At 65.2% G+C, this 16,213-nt stretch carries 15 protein-coding genes; 2 read left to right on the plus strand and 13 right to left on the minus strand.

Annotated elements, in window-relative coordinates:
• Window positions 1-126 precede the first annotated feature (126 nt).
• The 13 genes from AAE021_RS11045 to AAE021_RS11105 form a co-directional block, all read right to left on the minus strand.
• Complete coding sequence (locus AAE021_RS11045) at window positions 127-984, minus strand: FtsB family cell division protein (protein ID WP_342022384.1); 858 nt, start codon at window positions 982-984, stop codon at window positions 127-129.
• 100 nt (window positions 985-1,084) lie between these two features.
• Complete coding sequence (gene eno / locus AAE021_RS11050) at window positions 1,085-2,368, minus strand: phosphopyruvate hydratase (protein ID WP_342022385.1); 1,284 nt, start codon at window positions 2,366-2,368, stop codon at window positions 1,085-1,087.
• A 159-nt stretch (window positions 2,369-2,527) separates the two neighbouring features.
• A complete protein-coding gene (locus AAE021_RS11055) occupies window positions 2,528-3,220 on the minus strand; it encodes a MazG nucleotide pyrophosphohydrolase domain-containing protein (protein ID WP_342022386.1) in 693 nt (230 codons plus the stop codon).
• Complete coding sequence (locus AAE021_RS11060; protein WP_342022387.1) at window positions 3,213-4,370, minus strand: adenosine deaminase; 1,158 nt, start codon at window positions 4,368-4,370, stop codon at window positions 3,213-3,215. Before AAE021_RS11060 ends, AAE021_RS11055 begins: the two co-directional genes overlap by 8 nt.
• A 45-nt stretch (window positions 4,371-4,415) precedes the next feature.
• Window positions 4,416-5,108, minus strand: a complete 693-nt coding sequence (locus AAE021_RS11065) for a DedA family protein (RefSeq protein ID WP_342025389.1) — start codon at window positions 5,106-5,108, stop codon at window positions 4,416-4,418.
• Window positions 5,109-5,263: 155 nt separating this feature from the next.
• A complete protein-coding gene (locus tag AAE021_RS11070; RefSeq protein ID WP_342022388.1) occupies window positions 5,264-6,571 on the minus strand; it encodes a thymidine phosphorylase in 1,308 nt (435 codons plus the stop codon).
• Window positions 6,572-6,573: 2 nt separating this feature from the next.
• Entirely contained in the window at window positions 6,574-6,981 is a 408-nt protein-coding gene (locus AAE021_RS11075) for a cytidine deaminase (RefSeq protein ID WP_342022389.1), read from the minus strand.
• A 6-nt stretch (window positions 6,982-6,987) separates the two neighbouring features.
• The gene (locus AAE021_RS11080; RefSeq protein WP_342022390.1) at window positions 6,988-8,277 is read right to left on the minus strand and encodes an ABC transporter permease; all 1,290 of its coding nucleotides are present in this window, start codon (window positions 8,275-8,277) and stop codon (window positions 6,988-6,990) included.
• The gene (locus AAE021_RS11085; protein WP_425362392.1) at window positions 8,274-9,623 is read right to left on the minus strand and encodes an ABC transporter permease; all 1,350 of its coding nucleotides are present in this window, start codon (window positions 9,621-9,623) and stop codon (window positions 8,274-8,276) included. Before AAE021_RS11085 ends, AAE021_RS11080 begins: the two co-directional genes overlap by 4 nt.
• Window positions 9,620-11,179, minus strand: a complete 1,560-nt coding sequence (locus tag AAE021_RS11090) for an ABC transporter ATP-binding protein (protein ID WP_342022391.1) — start codon at window positions 11,177-11,179, stop codon at window positions 9,620-9,622. The genes AAE021_RS11085 and AAE021_RS11090 overlap by 4 nt, the downstream gene beginning before the upstream one ends.
• 124 nt (window positions 11,180-11,303) lie before the next feature.
• Complete coding sequence (locus tag AAE021_RS11095; RefSeq protein ID WP_425362480.1) at window positions 11,304-12,395, minus strand: BMP family lipoprotein; 1,092 nt, start codon at window positions 12,393-12,395, stop codon at window positions 11,304-11,306.
• Between the two features lie 249 nt (window positions 12,396-12,644).
• Window positions 12,645-13,811 carry an amidohydrolase gene (locus tag AAE021_RS11100; protein WP_342025392.1) on the minus strand — a complete coding sequence of 389 codons (1,167 nt, stop codon included), beginning with the start codon at window positions 13,809-13,811 and terminating at the stop codon, window positions 12,645-12,647.
• 106 nt (window positions 13,812-13,917) lie between these two features.
• On the minus strand, window positions 13,918-15,081 hold the full coding sequence (locus tag AAE021_RS11105; RefSeq protein ID WP_342022392.1) for a mannose-1-phosphate guanylyltransferase: 1,164 nt from the start codon (window positions 15,079-15,081) through the stop codon (window positions 13,918-13,920).
• A 213-nt stretch (window positions 15,082-15,294) separates the two neighbouring features.
• Between AAE021_RS11105 and sdhC the strand changes: the two genes are divergently transcribed.
• Both sdhC and AAE021_RS11115 read left to right on the plus strand, forming a co-directional pair.
• On the plus strand, window positions 15,295-15,675 hold the full coding sequence (gene sdhC, locus AAE021_RS11110; RefSeq protein WP_229964636.1) for a succinate dehydrogenase, cytochrome b556 subunit: 381 nt from the start codon (window positions 15,295-15,297) through the stop codon (window positions 15,673-15,675).
• Window positions 15,676-15,678: 3 nt separating this feature from the next.
• Window positions 15,679-16,158 carry a succinate dehydrogenase hydrophobic membrane anchor subunit gene (locus tag AAE021_RS11115; RefSeq protein WP_342022394.1) on the plus strand — a complete coding sequence of 160 codons (480 nt, stop codon included), beginning with the start codon at window positions 15,679-15,681 and terminating at the stop codon, window positions 16,156-16,158.
• Window positions 16,159-16,213: the final 55 nt, after the last annotated feature.

The raw sequence follows: 16,213 nt of genomic DNA on the forward strand, positions 1-16,213 counted from the left end.
TCCTTCCTGGGGGCCTAAACAAGGCCCGGGCTGAGTAATGTCTGCGCTTCTAAGATTACTGTGCGCGGAACGACGCCGGGGCCGGACCTCCGCCGGCACCCTGCCCACCCCGGGACAACGGTGGGTCTACGGTGCCGTGGCGGACCTCTTGACGGAATCCCACAGCGAGTCCACCCACTGCAGGTCCTCGGCTTCCTCCTGCGCCTGCTGCTCGGCGTTCTCCACCCCGTGTTCGCCCTTGACGAGGTAGCGGGTCTCCCCCGGCATGACCAGGAAAATGCGCTCCCGGGCCTGCTGCTTGATGTAGTTGGGGTCTTCCCACCGGTCCAGCTCGGACTCCAGGTTGCGGGATGTTTCCTTCTCAGCGGCAATCTCCGCTTCCAGTGCCGCGATGTCCGAGCGCTGGTGCAGGTACGTGTTCACTGACGGCGCGAGCAGCACCGTAATGACCAGGGTCACCATCGCCAGGACCAGGAGCCGGCCGGAGAACGCCTTCGCGGGGACCGGACGCAGGTCATCCGCAGCGTCGACGGCTGTTGCGCCGGCAACAGTTCCGAAGGTCTGGGCAGCGGCCCGGCGCCGGAACCTGCCGGCCGCGGCACTGCTGTCGCCGTCCTTGGTGTTCGCGCCCTTGGTGTTTTCAGCCTTGGTGTTCCCGGCCTTGCGTCCGGCGGGAGCCTTGGCGGCTGCCTTCGCTTTAGGCGCTGCCTTCGTTTTCGGTGCTGTGTTCGCTTTTGGTGCCGCCTTTGCCTTTGGTGCTGCGGTCACCTTCGGTGTTTGCGGTGCCGCAGTTGCTGACGGCTTGCCCCTGGCCGGAGCGCTCCGGGATCCGTCCACGGACTTTGTGACGCTGATGGTGTCCGGATCCACCGGGAGATTCTGCCGCCGCACCGGTTTTGTCCCGCCGGAGCCGGAGGCAGCCGCACCTGCGGCGGTGTCCCCCGCTGAACCGGCCTTGGGGACTTTCGGGCGTCGGGTGGGCATGGAACTCCTTGGTATGGCTCAACAAAGCAGCTAAACGAAACACTGGTTAAACAGGGCCGGCGGGCACCCCCGTTAACGAGGGTACCCACCGGCAGCATGCTTACTCTGCCGTGAAACGCGGGAACGCGCTGCGTCCTGCGTAACGAGCGGCGTCGTCGAGCTCTTCTTCGATGCGCAGCAGCTGGTTGTACTTGGCTACACGCTCGGAGCGGGCCGGTGCGCCGGTCTTGATCTGGCCGGCGTTGGTGGCAACGCAGATGTCGGCAATGGTGGTGTCCTCGGTTTCGCCGGAGCGGTGCGAGGTGATGGTGGTGTACCCGGCACGCTGGGCCATGGTGATGGCGTCCAGGGTTTCGGAGAGGGTGCCGATCTGGTTGACCTTGACCAGCAGGGAGTTGGCGGCGTTGCGCTTGATGCCGGTCTCGAGGCGGGTGGGGTTAGTGACGAACAGGTCATCGCCCACAATCTGCACCTTGTCGCCGATGGACGCGGTCAGGGTCTTCCAGCCGTCCCAGTCCTCTTCGTCCAGCGGGTCCTCGATGGACACGAGCGGGTAATCCCGGACGAGTTCCTCGTAGTACGCGGACATTTCCTCTGCCGAGCGGCTGGTCCCTTCGAAGAGGTACGAGCCGTCCTTGAAGAATTCGGAGGCTGCAACGTCCAGGGCCAGGGCGATGTCGGTGCCCGGGGTGTAGCCGGCGCGCGTGATCGCTTCGAGGATCAGGTCCAGTGCGGCGCGGTTGGACGGCAGGTTGGGGGCAAAGCCGCCTTCGTCGCCGAGGCCGGTGGACAGGCCCTTTTCCTTCAGGACGGACTTGAGGTTGTGGTAGACCTCAACGCCCCAGCGCAGGCCCTCGGAGTAAGTCTGGGCACCCAGGGGAACAATCATGAATTCCTGGATGTCGACGTCGGAGTCAGCGTGCGATCCACCGTTGAGGATGTTCATCAGCGGCACGGGCAGGATGTGTGCGTTGGGGCCGCCCAGGTAGCGGTACAGCGGCAGCGCTGAGGATTCGGCGGCGGCACGTGCCACGGCGAGGGACACGCCCAGCATGGCGTTGGCGCCCAGGTTGGACTTGTTGTCGGTGCCGTCCAGGTCAATCATCGTCTGGTCGATGGCCCGCTGGTCAGCGGCGTCGAAGCCCAGCAGTGCCGGCTGGATCTGCTCGATGACGGCTTCAACGGCCTGCAGCACGCCCTTGCCCTGGTAACGGGTCTTTTCGCCGTCGCGGCGTTCGTTGGCCTCGAAGGCACCGGTCGAGGCGCCCGAGGGGACCGCGGCGCGGCCAAACGTGTCATCATCAAGCAGAACTTCCACCTCAATGGTGGGGTTTCCGCGGGAATCCAGGATTTCGCGGGCGTGAATGGCATCAATGATTGCCATGAGAATGCTCCTGTTCGTTGGAACGCTAGGGGAATCTACAGCTGGGGCTATGAAACGGGCCACGCTGTCTGGTTCCAGCCTAGTTGAAACCGCCGCGGTAGTAAGGACCTGCACCGCCATATTGGTGGATTGGAGCGCCCAGGCGGGTGTCCGGCAGGCCTAGGAGCGGTTGGTGAACCGTCCGACGGCGGCACGGAGCGCCGCTTCGGCATCCAGTCCCTGGGCCTGCGCCCGGCGCACGACGTCGAACAGGTGATCCCCCAATTCGGCCTCGCCGTTCCAGGGCGCCGGGTGCGGGCCGTTCGGCTCCCCGGGGAGCACCGGTACCCCGGCGCGCCGGGCCCGGTCCTGCACCTTAGCGGCCAGCAGGAGGGCTGGAAGCCCGGCGGGAATGCCGTCAAAAGGAGACGTCCGCTCCGGCTTTTCCCGCTGCTTAATGCTGTCCCAGGCACGCTCAATTTCGGCCGGGTCATCGGTTGTTGTTGACCGCAGCGTGCCGTCGGGGGCAAACACATGGGGGTTGCGGCGGATCATCTTGGCTGTGAGCGACTCCACTACGTCACCGATGCCAAAATGGCCCGCTTCCTCCTGAAGGCGGGCGTGCAGCAGGACCTGGAACAGCACGTCGCCCAGCTCCCCCGCCAGTTCCTGCGCGTGTTCGGCTCCAGTGTGGCCGGCTTCCACGGCCTCCACCACCTCATAGGACTCTTCAATGAGGTATTCGAGCAGTGACTGATGGGCCAGGGCAGCGGTCCAGGGACAACGCTCCCGGAGGGTGGCGATGACCCCGGCCAGGCGGGCAAACCGCTGGCCGAGGTCATCGCCGGACGTGCCGGAAACTGGATCAGCCACGGGCCTGGTTGAAGCCCTCGGTGACGTATGCGGCCAGCGCATCGCGCTCTTCCAGCGGAAGGAAAGCAGCATCAACCGCGTTCATGGTGAGTTCGAGGATGTCGTCGAGGTCATATCCGAACGTTTCCGCCAGCAGTTCGAACTCGCCGGTGAGCGTGACTGAACTCATCAAGCGGTTGTCGGTATTCACAGTGACCTGGAATCCGGTCTGGTACAGCAGGTCGATCGGGTGCGATTCGATATCCTCGCCGAAGGACGCCACGGCGCCGGTCTGCAGGTTCGAGGACGGGCAGATCTCCAGCGGAATGCCCCGGTCCCGGACCCAGCCGGCCACCTGTCCAATGCTCACCATGCCCACTGCGGTGTCATCCGCGGCGTCGGTGACCGGGCTGTCCTCGGCGTCGAACTCCACCTCAATGTCTTCGGCGATGCGCACTCCATGGCCCAGCCGCAGGGCCCGGCCGTGCACCAGGGCATCACGGATGCTGTCCACGCCAGCGGCTTCGCCGGCGTGGACCGTCACGGGGAACTGATTCTCCGCCAGATAGGTGAAGACGTCTGCAAGCCGTGCCGGCGAAAAACCGTCCTCGGCACCGGCGATGTCGAAGCCGACGGCCCCGTTGTTGCGGTGCCGTACGGCGAGCTCAGCAATTTCCATGCCCCGGTCCGCGTGGCGCATGGCGGTAATGAGCTGACCAACCTGGATCAGGCGGCCGCTTGCTTCCGCCGCATCCACGCCTGCATCCAATCCGGCCTGAACCGCTTCCACGGCTTCGTCCAGGCTCAGTCCGCCCTGGAGGTGCTGTTCGGGCGCCCAGCGGATCTCGGCGTACACCACGCCGTCGTCCGCCAGGTCCTCCACGAACTCGCGGGCCACGCGGGCCAGGTTTTCACGGCTCTGCATCACGGCAATGGTGTGGTCAAAAGTTTCGAGGTAGCGCGGAAGGGAACCGGAGTTCGCGGATTCGCGGAACCACTCGGCGAGGGCGACCGGATCGGTGGAGGGCAGCTTGTGCCCCGCAGCCTCCGCGAGTTCGATGATGGTGGCCGGCCGCAGGCCGCCGTCGAGGTGGTCATGCAGCGAAACCTTGGGCAGGCTGCGGATGTCGAGGTGCAGGGCAGAGGCAGGAAGCAGAATAGGCTCAGTCACTCTGCCAACTGTACGTGAGCTGCGGCACTGCTGCCCGTGTGCGGCTCAGGGTGTTTCGGCGGGCTTGCCGGCACCGGCGGCTTCGGCGGCGGGCACGGGATGCTCCCCCTGGCCGGGCTCAGCGGGCTTGGGTGTCTTCAGCGGCGTGGGGCCGCGGAGTTTGGTGATAATCCGGTCCAGGACGAGCCCCAGGATCATCGCGATGGCGATGGCGACCACTACGCCCAGCAGGTGGTTGTCCTTGAACCAGGCCCCGGCCAGGGCGCCGATGGCTACGCTGTAGCCGGCCCAAACGACGGCGGACAGGGTGGTGAGGCTGACAAAGACCCGGCGGGGAAAGCCTGTGGCGCCGGCGGTGAGGTTCACGACCACGCGCCCGATCGGAATGAAGCGGGCAATCAGGATCAGGGACACGGCACGCTTATCCAGTTCCTTGCGCGCCCAGACGAATCCGCGCTGCATCCGCGGTCCCCGCATCCAGCGGTACCGTTCGGTGCCGATCTTCCGGCCCATCAGGTAGGCGAGGTTGTCACCCAGGAACGCGCCGCAGGCCGCTGCGGCAGCCACCAGCCACAGGTTGGGACCGGCCCCGGTAGCCACCAGGGCCGCCATGCCCACCACGAGGGACTCGCTGGGGACCGGCGGAAAAAAGCCGTCGATCAGGCAGAACGCAAACAAGGCCGCGTAAACCCACGGTGCATCGGCGGAGGTCAGAATGAAGTTGTTGATACTGTCCACTGCGGCGCTCAGCACGTCCAGTCGGCTCCCTTGGATTGGTCTCTGGTATCTACAACGATGCCACCAACGTTATGGTGCCCGCCAACCACACCGCCCCCGGACGTCTTCGGAACGGCGGGGGCGGCGCGGTTGGCGGGCTTTGGTGGCGGCGGGACCTACCCGATGCGGTCGATGATCAGCTTCTGCGCGGGCCGGGACCCTTCAGGGGCAATAACGACGGCGTGTTCCAGGGCCGCGCGGGCACGGTCAAACTTCTCCGGCGTATCCGTGAGCAGCGTCATCAGCGGCTGTCCGGAGCGGACCACGGCACCCGGCTTGGCATGCATGCGGACGCCGGCTCCGGCCTGCACCTGGTCTTCCTTGCGGGCGCGTCCTGCTCCCAGCCGCCATGCGGCCACTCCCACGGACAGGGCGTCCAGTTCCACCAGCACACCGTCTGCCGGGGCGTAGATGGTCTCGGATTCCCGTGCCTGCGGCAGCGAAGCGTCCGGGTCTCCGCCCTGGGCCGAGATCATGCGCCGCCAGACGTCCATGGCCCGGCCGTCCCGCAGGGCGGCCGCCGGGTCTGCGTCACGGATTCCGGCCGCGGCCAGCATTTCCTCCGCCAGCCGGACCGTCAGTTCCACGACGTCGGCCGGTCCGCCGCCGGCGAGGACCTCCACCGATTCCTCCACCTCAATGGCGTTGCCGGCGGTCAGGCCCAACGGCGTGGACATGTTGGTCAGCAGCGCGACGGTGTTGACGCCGGCGTCCTGGCCCAGGGCCACCATGGTTTCGGCCAGCTCGCGGGCGTTGGCTTCATCCTTCATGAACGCGCCGGAGCCCACCTTCACGTCCAGCACCAGCGAGCCGGTGCCTTCGGCGATTTTCTTGCTCATGATGGAGGACGCAATCAGCGGAATGGCCTCCACGGTTCCGGTGACGTCGCGCAGGGTGTACAGCTTCTTATCCGCCGGGGCCAGGCCGGTGCCGGCAGCGCAGATGACGGCGCCGACGTCGGCCAGCTGGGCCATGATTTCCTCGTTGGACAGGTTGGCCCGCCATCCCGGAATCGCCTCGAGCTTGTCCAGGGTGCCGCCGGTGTGGCCGAGACCGCGGCCGGAAAGCTGCGGAACGGCAACACCGAACACGGCGACCAGCGGCGCCAGCGGCAGGGTGATCTTGTCCCCCACACCTCCGGTGGAGTGCTTGTCGGTGGTGGGTTTCCCCAGCGGGGAGAAGTCCATGCGGACTCCCGAGTTGATCATGGCCGTGGTCCAGCGGGAGATTTCCTGCCGGCTCATGCCGTTGAGCAGGATCGCCATGTTCAGCGCGGCCATCTGCTCCTCGGCGATGGCTCCGCGGGTGTACGCGTCGATGGTCCAGTCGATCTGCTCCGGCGACAGGGTGCCCCGGTCCCGCTTGATGCCGATGATGTCCACGGCGTCGAACTGTTCACTGCGCCGTGTTTGTCCATTGCTCATGTTTACTGCCCTTCCAGGTGCTGCGGTCCAAAGGCATCGGGCAGGACTTCGTCCATGGTCCGGATGCCGCTTACGGTCATCAGCTGCATTCCGGGTGCCCGGAATTCGTACAGCAACTGCCGGCAGCGCCCGCACGGCATCAGGATTTCCCCGGCACCATCCACACATACGAAGGCTGCCAGGAGGCCGCCGCCGGTCATGTGCAGCGAGCTCACCAGCGCGCACTCGGCGCACAGCGTCAGCCCGTAGGAGGCGTTCTCGACGTTGCAGCCGGAAATGATCCGGCCGTCATCGGTCAGCGCGGCCGCCCCCACCGGATACTTCGAATACGGAACGTAGGCGTGCGACAGTGCGGCGCGGGCGTGCTCCAGGAGCACGTCCCAGTTCACTGCCGGGGTTTGTGTGGTCATGTGCGCTTATCCCTTGATATACGGCACGCCGCTGGCAGCCGGGGCGCGGGACTTGCCCACCACACCGGCAACGGCGAAGATCGTCACGACGTACGGCAGCATCGACAGGAACTGGCTCGGCACCGGAGTGCCCAGCAGGCCCAGGACGTACTGCAGGTTGGTGGCGAAGCCGAACAGCAGAGCTGCTGCCGCCGCGCCGAGGGGGTTCCAGCGGCCCAGGATGAGGGCTGCCAGGGCAATGTACCCCTGGCCGCCGGTCATGTCCTGACCGAAGCTGGAGACTGACACCAGGGTGAAGAACGAACCGCCGATGCCTGCCACCGCGCCGGCCAGCAGCACGTTGGTGAAACGGGTGCGGTTGACGTTGACGCCGAGGGTATCCGCAGCCTTCGGGTGTTCGCCGACGGCGCGGGTACGCAGTCCCCAGCGGGTGCGGAACAGGCCAAAGTAAACCGCTGCCACGGCGAAGTACATCAGGTAGCCGATCAGGGACTGGTCAAAGAGGATCGGACCAATGATCGGGATGTCCGCGAGGAAGGGGATCCTGATGTTGGGCAGCCGGGGCGCCGTGTTCAGTCGTTCGGCGTTGTTGCTGAGGACCGTGGAGAACAGGAATCCAGTGAGGCCGGAAACCAGGACGTTCAGCACCACGCCTACGATCACCTGGTTCACGATGTACTTGATGCTGAACACCGCGAGCACCAGCGAGACGAGCACACCGGCGACGGCGGCGGCGAGCAGGCCGATAAAGGCGTTGCCCGAGAGGGAACCGGCCACAGCGGCGGCGAAGGCACCGAAAAGCAGCTGGCCCTCGATGGCAATGTTGACCACGCCGGAGCGCTCGCACAACACGCCGGACAGTGAACCGAAAACCAGCGGAACGGCCAGCGTGATGCTGCCGGCCAGCAGGCCGTAGAGGGCCACGTTCGGGGTGCCGGCGCTGCCGACGGCCCAGGCGAGGAAGCCGGCAACAAAAACGACGCCGAAGATAACCGGCAGCCAGATTGGCAGCCGGCGGCCCGAGCGGACCAGGACAAAGGCCCAGGCGGCAGCCAGGATCAGCACGATGGCGCCGGCCCAGCCGAACGCCCTGGCTGGGAAGACAAGGTCCGGCAGCGTGATGGCCGCGGCCGGGTCGGTCAGGCGGAACGTGACCTCCGTGCCGGGTGAGAGGATGGCGAAGAAAACCAGCCCCAGAAGGGCCAGGATACCCAGCAGGATCGGTGTCTTCCAGCTGCGCACGAGAGTCTCCGGCGCGGGGTTCAGCGCGGGGGCTGTGGTGGTTGCGGTGCTCATGCTGCTCCTCCGGCGGCTTCGGCGCTCTTGCGGGTGGTGCGGAAGGCACCGGGCGGCGGGATCCTGAACAGGGAACGGACCAGCGGCGGCGCGGCGATGAACAGGACAATCAGGGACTGGACCACCAGGACAATGTCAATGCTGGTCCCGGTGTTGGTCTGCATGGCCACGCCTCCGGCGCGGAAGGCGCCGAAGAGCAGGCCGGCGGCGAAGGTTCCCCACGGCGTCGAGCGGCCCAGCAGGGCGACCGTGATGGCGTCGAACCCGAAGCTTGCGGCGACGTCGGCGGTCAGCACCCTTTCGGTGCCGGACACTTGGGACACACCAGCCAGCCCGGACAGGGCACCTGCAATCAGCATGACCACCACGTAACCCTTGGTGGTGCTGATGCCGGCGTTGCGGGCCGCATCGGGGTTGGCGCCGACGGCACGCAGCTCGAATCCGATGGTGGAGCGGTTCAGCAGCCACCAGACAAAAACGGTTGCTCCAATGGCCAGGACGAAGCCCCAGTGCAGGCGGAAGCTCTCCCCCAAAAGCTTGGGGAACATGGCGCTGTCGCTCAGCTGGGGGCTGATGGGATTGTTTGACCCCTCGCGCTGGAAGCCGGGGGTGGTGAGCAGGAAGGCCACGAGCTGGATGGCAACATAATTGAGCATGATGGTCACGATGACCTCATGGGCACCGGTGCGGGCTTTCAACAGCCCGGCGATACCGCCCCAAATGGCTCCGCCGAGCAGGCCGGCAACGATCACCAGCAGCAGGTGCAGGGCCATCGGCAGCTGCCAGGTGAAGCCGACCCATGCGGCCAGCGCCGCACCAATGATGATCTGGCCCTGGGCGCCGATGTTGAACAGACCGGCGCGGAACGCCAGAGCGACACCGAGGCCGGCACAGATCAGCGGAGTGGCGGTGGTCAGAGTCTGGGTCAGGGGGTACACGGCCCGGGTGAAGCTCTCGGCTTCCAGATTGACAATCGATCCCTGGAAGAGCGAGTAGTACGCTCCGGCTGCTGCGTCCCAGGCGGCGGCAAGGAAGTCGCCCGGGCGGTTGAAGAGGTAACCGGCGGCGGTTGTGGTGTCCTCGTCGGTCAGGGCGATCAGTACGCCACCGACCACCAGGGCCATCAGGACAGCCAGCACGGAGACCAGACCGTTTCCGGTGACGATGCGTTCCAACACCCCGGGTGAGGCGTCCGGGGTGGGCGTTACCGTGGTGCCGACGGCCGCGGCGGGCGGAGGCAGCTGCCCGCCGGCGGTTTCGGCGGCAGCTTCCAGGCGAAGCTCATCGGCTTCCGATGTCGCGCGGTCTGGTGTCTGCCCACCTGTGGTGGACTTTTCCGGGCTCAAAGGGCCCCTCCCTCGGTTTGGGTGTCTTCGGGCGCGGCTTCATGGGCCAGCGCCTCTTCGGCGGTCATGCCGGCCATCATCAGGCCCAGCACATTCCGCGGGGTTCCGCCGGGCACAATGCCCATCAGGCGGCCGCTGTACAGCACTGCGATGCGGTCACCGAGTTCCAGGACCTCGTCCAGTTCGGTGGACACAATCATGACCGGCGTTCCGGCGTCCCGTTCGGCAATGATCCGGCGGTGCAGGAACTCGATGGATCCGACGTCGACGCCGCGGGTGGGCTGGCTGGCGATAAACAGGGCGAGCGGACGGGACAGCTCCCGCGCCATGACCACCTTCTGCTGGTTGCCTCCGGAGAGGGTGCCGGCCAGGGCTGCCGCGGACTGGGTGCGGACATCGAACTCGGCAATTTTCGTGTCGGCGTTCGCCGCCACGACGGCGGGCTGCATCGACAGCCCCCGGGCAAAGGGCCGCTCGTTGTACTGATTCAGAACGAGGTTCTCGGCAACCGAGAACGTTCCGACCAATCCATCCACGGAGCGGTCCTCGGGAACGAAGCCGACGCCTGCGTCAATGATGCTGCTGGTCTTCATGCCCACCAGTTCCCGGCCGTCCAGCCTGATGGAACCCGTGACGTGTTCCTGCAGCCCCATGATGGCTTCGGTAAGCTCCGTCTGGCCGTTGCCCTGGACTCCGGCGACGGCCAGTATTTCACCCTTGGCTATTCCGAAGCTGAGTCCGTTGACCACGGGCTGCCCGCTGCCGGACACCACGGTCAGGTTCTTCACTTGGAAGGTTTCCTCGCCGGGAGCGGCGGGTTCCCTGCCCAGGCTCAGGCTGACGGAACGGCCCACCATCATGGCGGCCAGTTCCGTGGTGCTGGCGGAGGGTTCGGCGGAACCAACCACTTTGCCGCGGCGGATCACGGTGATCACGTCGGAAACGGCTTTGACCTCGCGCAGCTTGTGCGAGATAAAAACCACGCCCTTGCCGTCATTGGTCAACTGGCGCATGATCGCCAGCAGCTCATCGGTCTCACGCGGGGTGAGGACGGCTGTTGGCTCGTCGAGGATCAGGACCTCGGCGTCCCGGATCAGCGCCTTGATGATTTCCACGCGCTGCTGGACGCCCACCGGCAGATCGCCGACCACAGCGTCGGGATCCACGTCGAAGCCGTACTGTTCGGAAATGGCGCGGATGCGGGCGCGGGTGGTCTGCAGGTCCAGCGCCCCAGCCAGGCGGGTGGACTCATTGCCCAGGGCAACGTTCTCCGCGACGGTGAACACGGGCACCAGCATGAAGTGCTGGTGCACCATTCCAATACCCGCCGCCATGGCGTCGGAGGGGCCGTTGAAGATTACGGGCTTGTCGTCGAGGAGGATCTGCCCCTCGGTGGGTTCATAGAGTCCGTAGAGAACGTTCATGAGCGTCGATTTTCCGGCGCCGTTTTCACCCAACAGGCTGTGTACCTGTCCGGGCTCGACCACGAGGTCGATGTGGTCGTTGGCCACCAGCGAACCGAATCGCTTGGTGATGCCCTTGAGTTCGAGTTTCACAAAACCCCAACCAATCTGTTCGAAAGTGCCGTGTGGGAGGAAAAGCCGCTACGCACAGACAAACCGCCATGTCCCGCAGCGAGGCTGCGGGACATGGCGGTTGCCTGCGGGCAGTCCGGGCCTGCTACTGCTGCGGGCTGGACTTTGCGTCGACCGTGATTTCACCGGAGATGATCTTGGCCTTGAGGTCGTCGATGGCTGACTTGACCTCATCCGGGACGCTGCCCTCCTGGTCGTGGAACGGAGCCAGGTCCACTCCACCGTTCTCCAGGGTGCCAACGTACGGCTCGGAGCTGAAGTTGTCATCAGCGGTTTCGGTGACAACTTCCTCAACGGCCTCGCCCATGAGCTTCATGACGGAGGTCAGGATGTACTCCTGGCCGATGCCGGCAGTCTCGTAGCCGTCCGAGTCAACCCATACTGCCTTGACGTCCTTGCCGCCGTCATTGGCTTCCACAACGGCTTCCATGGTGCCCAGGCCCACCGGTCCGGCGACCGGCATGATGATGTCCGCGCCTTCGTTGATGAAGTTCTGGGTCAGCGTCTTACCGGCAGCACGGTTGTCGAAGCTGTCCACGAAGGAATCGCTGCCGAGGAGCTTGACGTCGGTGCCGTTCTCCTCGTTGTAGTACTTGATGCCGTCGGCAAAGCCCTCCATGAAGATCGTCACGGTGGGGATGTTCATGCCGCCGTAGGTCGCTACGGTGCCGGTCTCAGTGGACCCCGCTGCGACATATCCGGCCAGGAACGCGGCCTGGGCCGTGTCATAGATGATCGGCTTGACGTTCTCGAGCTCGATGGCGTTGTCATCGACGATGGCGAACTTGGTATCCGGGTTCGCTTCGGCGGCATCCTTGGTGGCGTCGGACAGCAGGAAGCCGACGGTTACCGTCAGGTCGCAGCCCGCGTCCACGGTGCTGTTCACGTTGTTGGTGTAGTCGGATGCGTCCTTGGACTCGACTTCACGGGTCTCGATGCCCAGCTTGTCCTTGGCCGCCATGAGGCCCTCGTACGTGGACTGGTTGAACGAGCGGTCATCCCAGCCACCGGCGTCGGAGACGATGCAGCCGGTGAAGTCGCTGTTTGCCGCAGCCTCGGAGCCGCCGTCGTTCTCCTCGGGTGCGGCGCCGCAGCCCGAAAGCAGGAGCGCCGAGACGCCGAGCATGGCGGCGGAAACGCCTGCGTTGCGCTTGAAGCTGCGCGGGAAGTTCTTCAATGTTCCTCCAGGAATGAAATGGGTGCCACGCGTGGATGCTTCGGTCGAGCGCTCAGTGGTGAGCGTTCCGGCGTCGCGTGGTGCAGCGTTCCGTCCGTCGTTGGACCGCGGCATGCCTATCCTATGGGTAACGGCGGTCACTGTGAGCCACATAACCCCTGACAAGGGACATTGTTTACATGTTGTTATTATTTGCAAGCAAATGACGCAGATTGTCTCGTCATGACGTGCTGTGACAGAGGCGCTGAGCTAGTGGCGCAGGCCCCGGACGGCACGCAGGGCAGCGGCCGCCATGACGCTCACACCACAGCTGATGGACAGTTCGTCCGGGTTGTAGTCGCCGCGGTGCAGATCGTAGGTCTCGCCGCCGGGGGTGCGCGTGCCCAGCCGCATCAGGGCGCCGGGAACAGCCTGCGTCATCCAGGCGAAGTCCTCGCCTCCCATGGACTGCGGGGCCAATACTATGGAGTCCTCCCCCAGCTCGGCGCGGGCCGCGGCTTCGATCAGGCTGGTTTCAGCGTCAGTGTTGATGACCGGCGGCACTCCCCTGGTGTGCTCCAGGGTGACGTCCACGCCGAAGGGAGCGGCAGTCTGGCGCACGACGTCGTCCAGCAGCTCGCCCGCCGCGTACCAGGCTTCGGCATCCAGGCAGCGCATGGTGCCGGACATGAATCCATGGCCGGGAATGGCGTTGGGCGCCGAGCCCGCGTGCATCTGCCCCCAAACCACCGACACGCCGCTGCGCACGTCGATCCGCCGGGAAAGCACCGCCGGGACGCTCACGGCGATCTCCGCGAGGGCAAAGACCAGGTCCTCGGTGAGGTGCGGCCGGGAGGTATGTCCACCCCTGCCGGAAAGTTCGATCCGGATGGTGTCCGACGCCGAGGTAATGGCACCGATCCGGGTTCCCACGTTGCCGGCGTCAATCCGCGGATCACAGTGCAGCGCCACGATCCGGGGCAGCCCCTCCAGCACGCCCTGCCGGATGACCCCCAGCGCACCGCCGGGCATGACCTCCTCAGCGGGCTGGAAAATGATCCGGACGCGGCCGCCGAGGTTTCCTGCGGCGTCCAGCTTGGCGAGGACCTGAGCCACCCCCACCATGACGGTGGTGTGGATGTCATGGCCGCAGGCATGGGTAATACCTGTGTTTTCGGAGGCGTAGGGAAGGTTCGTTTCCTCCAGCACAGGCAGGGCGTCAATGTCAGCGCGCAGGCCAATCCTCAGCGGCCCCTCGCCAATATCCACGTAGGCCCCGGTGCCTTCCAGCCGGACCGGCTGCAGCCCGGCGGCTCCGAGGGTTTCGACGATCCTGTCGGTGGTGCGGAATTCCTTCGTGGACAGCTCCGGGTGCCGGTGAAGGTCCCGCCGGAACGCGATCAGCTCACCCAGGAGCGGAGCGACGCTTCCGCGCATCGACGGTACCGGGGAGCTGTTCAGTGGGATAGTAGGCACAACTTCAAGGTTAGCCACTGAGGCTGCTGTTACGGGAACCGTGTGACGCAGTTAAGGGAAACAGCGGTTAAAGAACGTCAGTGTCGCCGCTGGCCTTCAAATGCTCCACGGCCTTCTTGACCTCCTGGGCATGCTCCTTGGTGGTCACCAGCAGTGCGTCCAGGGTGTCCACGATGACGACATCCTCGATGCCGATCAGCGCAATGACACGCTTGGTATCCGACACCACAATCCCGGAGGCGTTTTCGGAATAGACCCGGGCGCCTTCGCCCATGACGGTGAGGTCGCTGTTCTCCGCCGCGGGATTCAGGCGCCCAATGGCGGCAAAGTCGCCAACATCGTCCCAGTTGAAGATGCCGGGAATCATGGCAACGTCCCCGGCCGCGGCCGCCGGCTCAGCCACCGCGTAGTCAATGGCGATCTTGGGCAGCGTGGGCCAGACCCGGCGCACCACTTCCCGGCGGGCCGGAGTGTCCCAGGCATCCGCGATTTCCATCAGGCCCGTGTGCAGTTCCGGCTCATTCGCCTTCAGGTGCTTGAGCATCAGCTCCACCGGCGCGACAAACATTCCGGCGTTCCAGCTGTAGCGGCCGTTCGCCAGGTAGGTGCGGGCCACTCCTTCGGAGGGCTTCTCCACAAATTCGACGACGGCGTGCGCGCTGGGGGCACCGGCGATATCCAGTTTGTCCCCGGCCCGGATGTATCCGAAACCCGTGGCGGCGTGCGTGGGATGGATGCCGATGGTGACGATATATCCCTGGGCGGCCGTGTGGATGGCTTCACGCACCGCATCCTGGAAGACATCGACAGGCGCGATGACCTGGTCTGCGGCGAAGGAACCCATGATGATGGTCGGATCCCGCTTGTAGAGGATGGCTGCCGCCAGGCCGATGGCCGCGGCGGAGTCCTTCGGCTCGAGTTCCAGGACCAGGTTTTCACTGGTGATTTCCGGGAGCTGCTTCCGCACGGCCTGCCGGTGAAGGGCTCCGGTGACCACCATGACGCGGTCACCGCTGAGCGGGCGCAGCCGGTCATACGTGGCCCGGATGAGCGTGGAGCCGGAGCCCGTCAGGTCATGCAGGAACTTGGGAGCGGCCGCCCGGGACAGCGGCCAGAGCCGTGTTCCCACGCCGCCGGCCGGGATCACACCGTAAAAACGGTCGAAGTCCCCGGAGGAGGACTCGGCGGAAAGCTCTGGGGAAGGATTGGGTTCTACCGGTTCTGTACTCATCAGAGCCAAGATTAGCCGACAGTTCGGGGAACCCGGCTGAGGCAGGCCAGCCATCCCCTGCGGGGTGTAACGAGCGTCACATGATAGGGCCACCTAAATTGAAAGCGCCAGGCGGGGCACCTAGATTATGCTTGAGCTTATATTGCTGTCGCACCGGCGTCATCACTGCGTGGAAGACACGCCAGCGCCGCTGCGCCGCAGGGAGGAAATTCAGTGTCGAAGTTACCAGCAGGCACTCTTTACCGCGGCCGCGAAGGCCAGTGGTCCTGGGTTGCACACCGCATTACCGGCGTGGTGATTTTCTTCTTCCTTTTGGTCCACGTGTTGGATACCTCACTGGTGCGAGTATCACCGGAGGCCTACAACGTCGTGATCGGCGCATACAAGAACCCCATCATGGGCCTCGGCGAGCTCGGCCTCGTCGCCGCCATCGTGTTCCACGCCTTTAACGGCGTGCGTGTGATCCTGATCGATTTCTGGAAGAAGGGCCCCAAGTACCAGCGCCAGATGCTGTGGAGCGTTGTCGGGCTTTGGGTTATCACCATGATCGGCTTCTCCATTCGCCACCTTCCCATCGTTTTCGGGGGTCACTAAGCTATGAGCACCACAACAAACGACGCTGTCTCCGTCGAAGCTCCCCGCTCCGGCCGCATTGCCCCCAAGTACGCCCGCACGCCGGGCGGCAAGGGCAACTTCGAGATGCTGGCATGGCTGTTCATGCGCATCTCCGGGGCCATCCTGATCGTCCTGATTTTCACCCACCTCTTCGTCAACCTGATGGTGGGCGACGGCATCCACGCCGTGGACTTCGGTTTCGTCGCCGGCAAGTGGGCCAGCCCGCTGTGGCAGGTCTGGGACCTGGTCATGCTGTGGCTTGCCATGCTGCACGGCACCAACGGCGTCCGCGTCATCATCAATGACTACGCGGACAAGAACACCACCCGGATGACGCTCAAGAGCATTCTCTACATTGCTTCGCTCGTGATTATCGTGCTCGGCACCCTGGTGATCTTCACCTTTGATCCCTGCCCCGCCGGAGCTCCCGCAGAGCTTCTCGCGGATTTCTGCAAGGCGTAACCGCAGCGTCCGATCCCCTGAAGGGGCGCGGGCAACCACGAACGTTTTCCAAGTT

It is taken from the genome of Arthrobacter citreus (assembly GCF_038405225.1).
Lineage (GTDB): Bacteria > Actinomycetota > Actinomycetes > Actinomycetales > Micrococcaceae > Arthrobacter_B > Arthrobacter_B citreus_A.

Coding starts and splice junctions, on each gene's coding strand:
- AAE021_RS11075 (WP_342022389.1), bottom strand. CDS start 6,981: ATGACCACACAAACCCCGGCAGTGAACTGGGACGTGCTCCTGGAGCAC.
- AAE021_RS11045 (WP_342022384.1), bottom strand. CDS start 984: ATGCCCACCCGACGCCCGAAAGTCCCCAAGGCCGGTTCAGCGGGGGAC.
- eno (WP_342022385.1), bottom strand. CDS start 2,368: ATGGCAATCATTGATGCCATTCACGCCCGCGAAATCCTGGATTCCCGC.
- AAE021_RS11105 (WP_342022392.1), bottom strand. CDS start 15,081: ATGAGTACAGAACCGGTAGAACCCAATCCTTCCCCAGAGCTTTCCGCC.
- AAE021_RS11080 (WP_342022390.1), bottom strand. CDS start 8,277: ATGAGCACCGCAACCACCACAGCCCCCGCGCTGAACCCCGCGCCGGAG.
- AAE021_RS11100 (WP_342025392.1), bottom strand. CDS start 13,811: ATGCGCGGAAGCGTCGCTCCGCTCCTGGGTGAGCTGATCGCGTTCCGG.
- AAE021_RS11115 (WP_342022394.1), top strand. CDS start 15,679: ATGAGCACCACAACAAACGACGCTGTCTCCGTCGAAGCTCCCCGCTCC.
- AAE021_RS11070 (WP_342022388.1), bottom strand. CDS start 6,571: ATGAGCAATGGACAAACACGGCGCAGTGAACAGTTCGACGCCGTGGAC.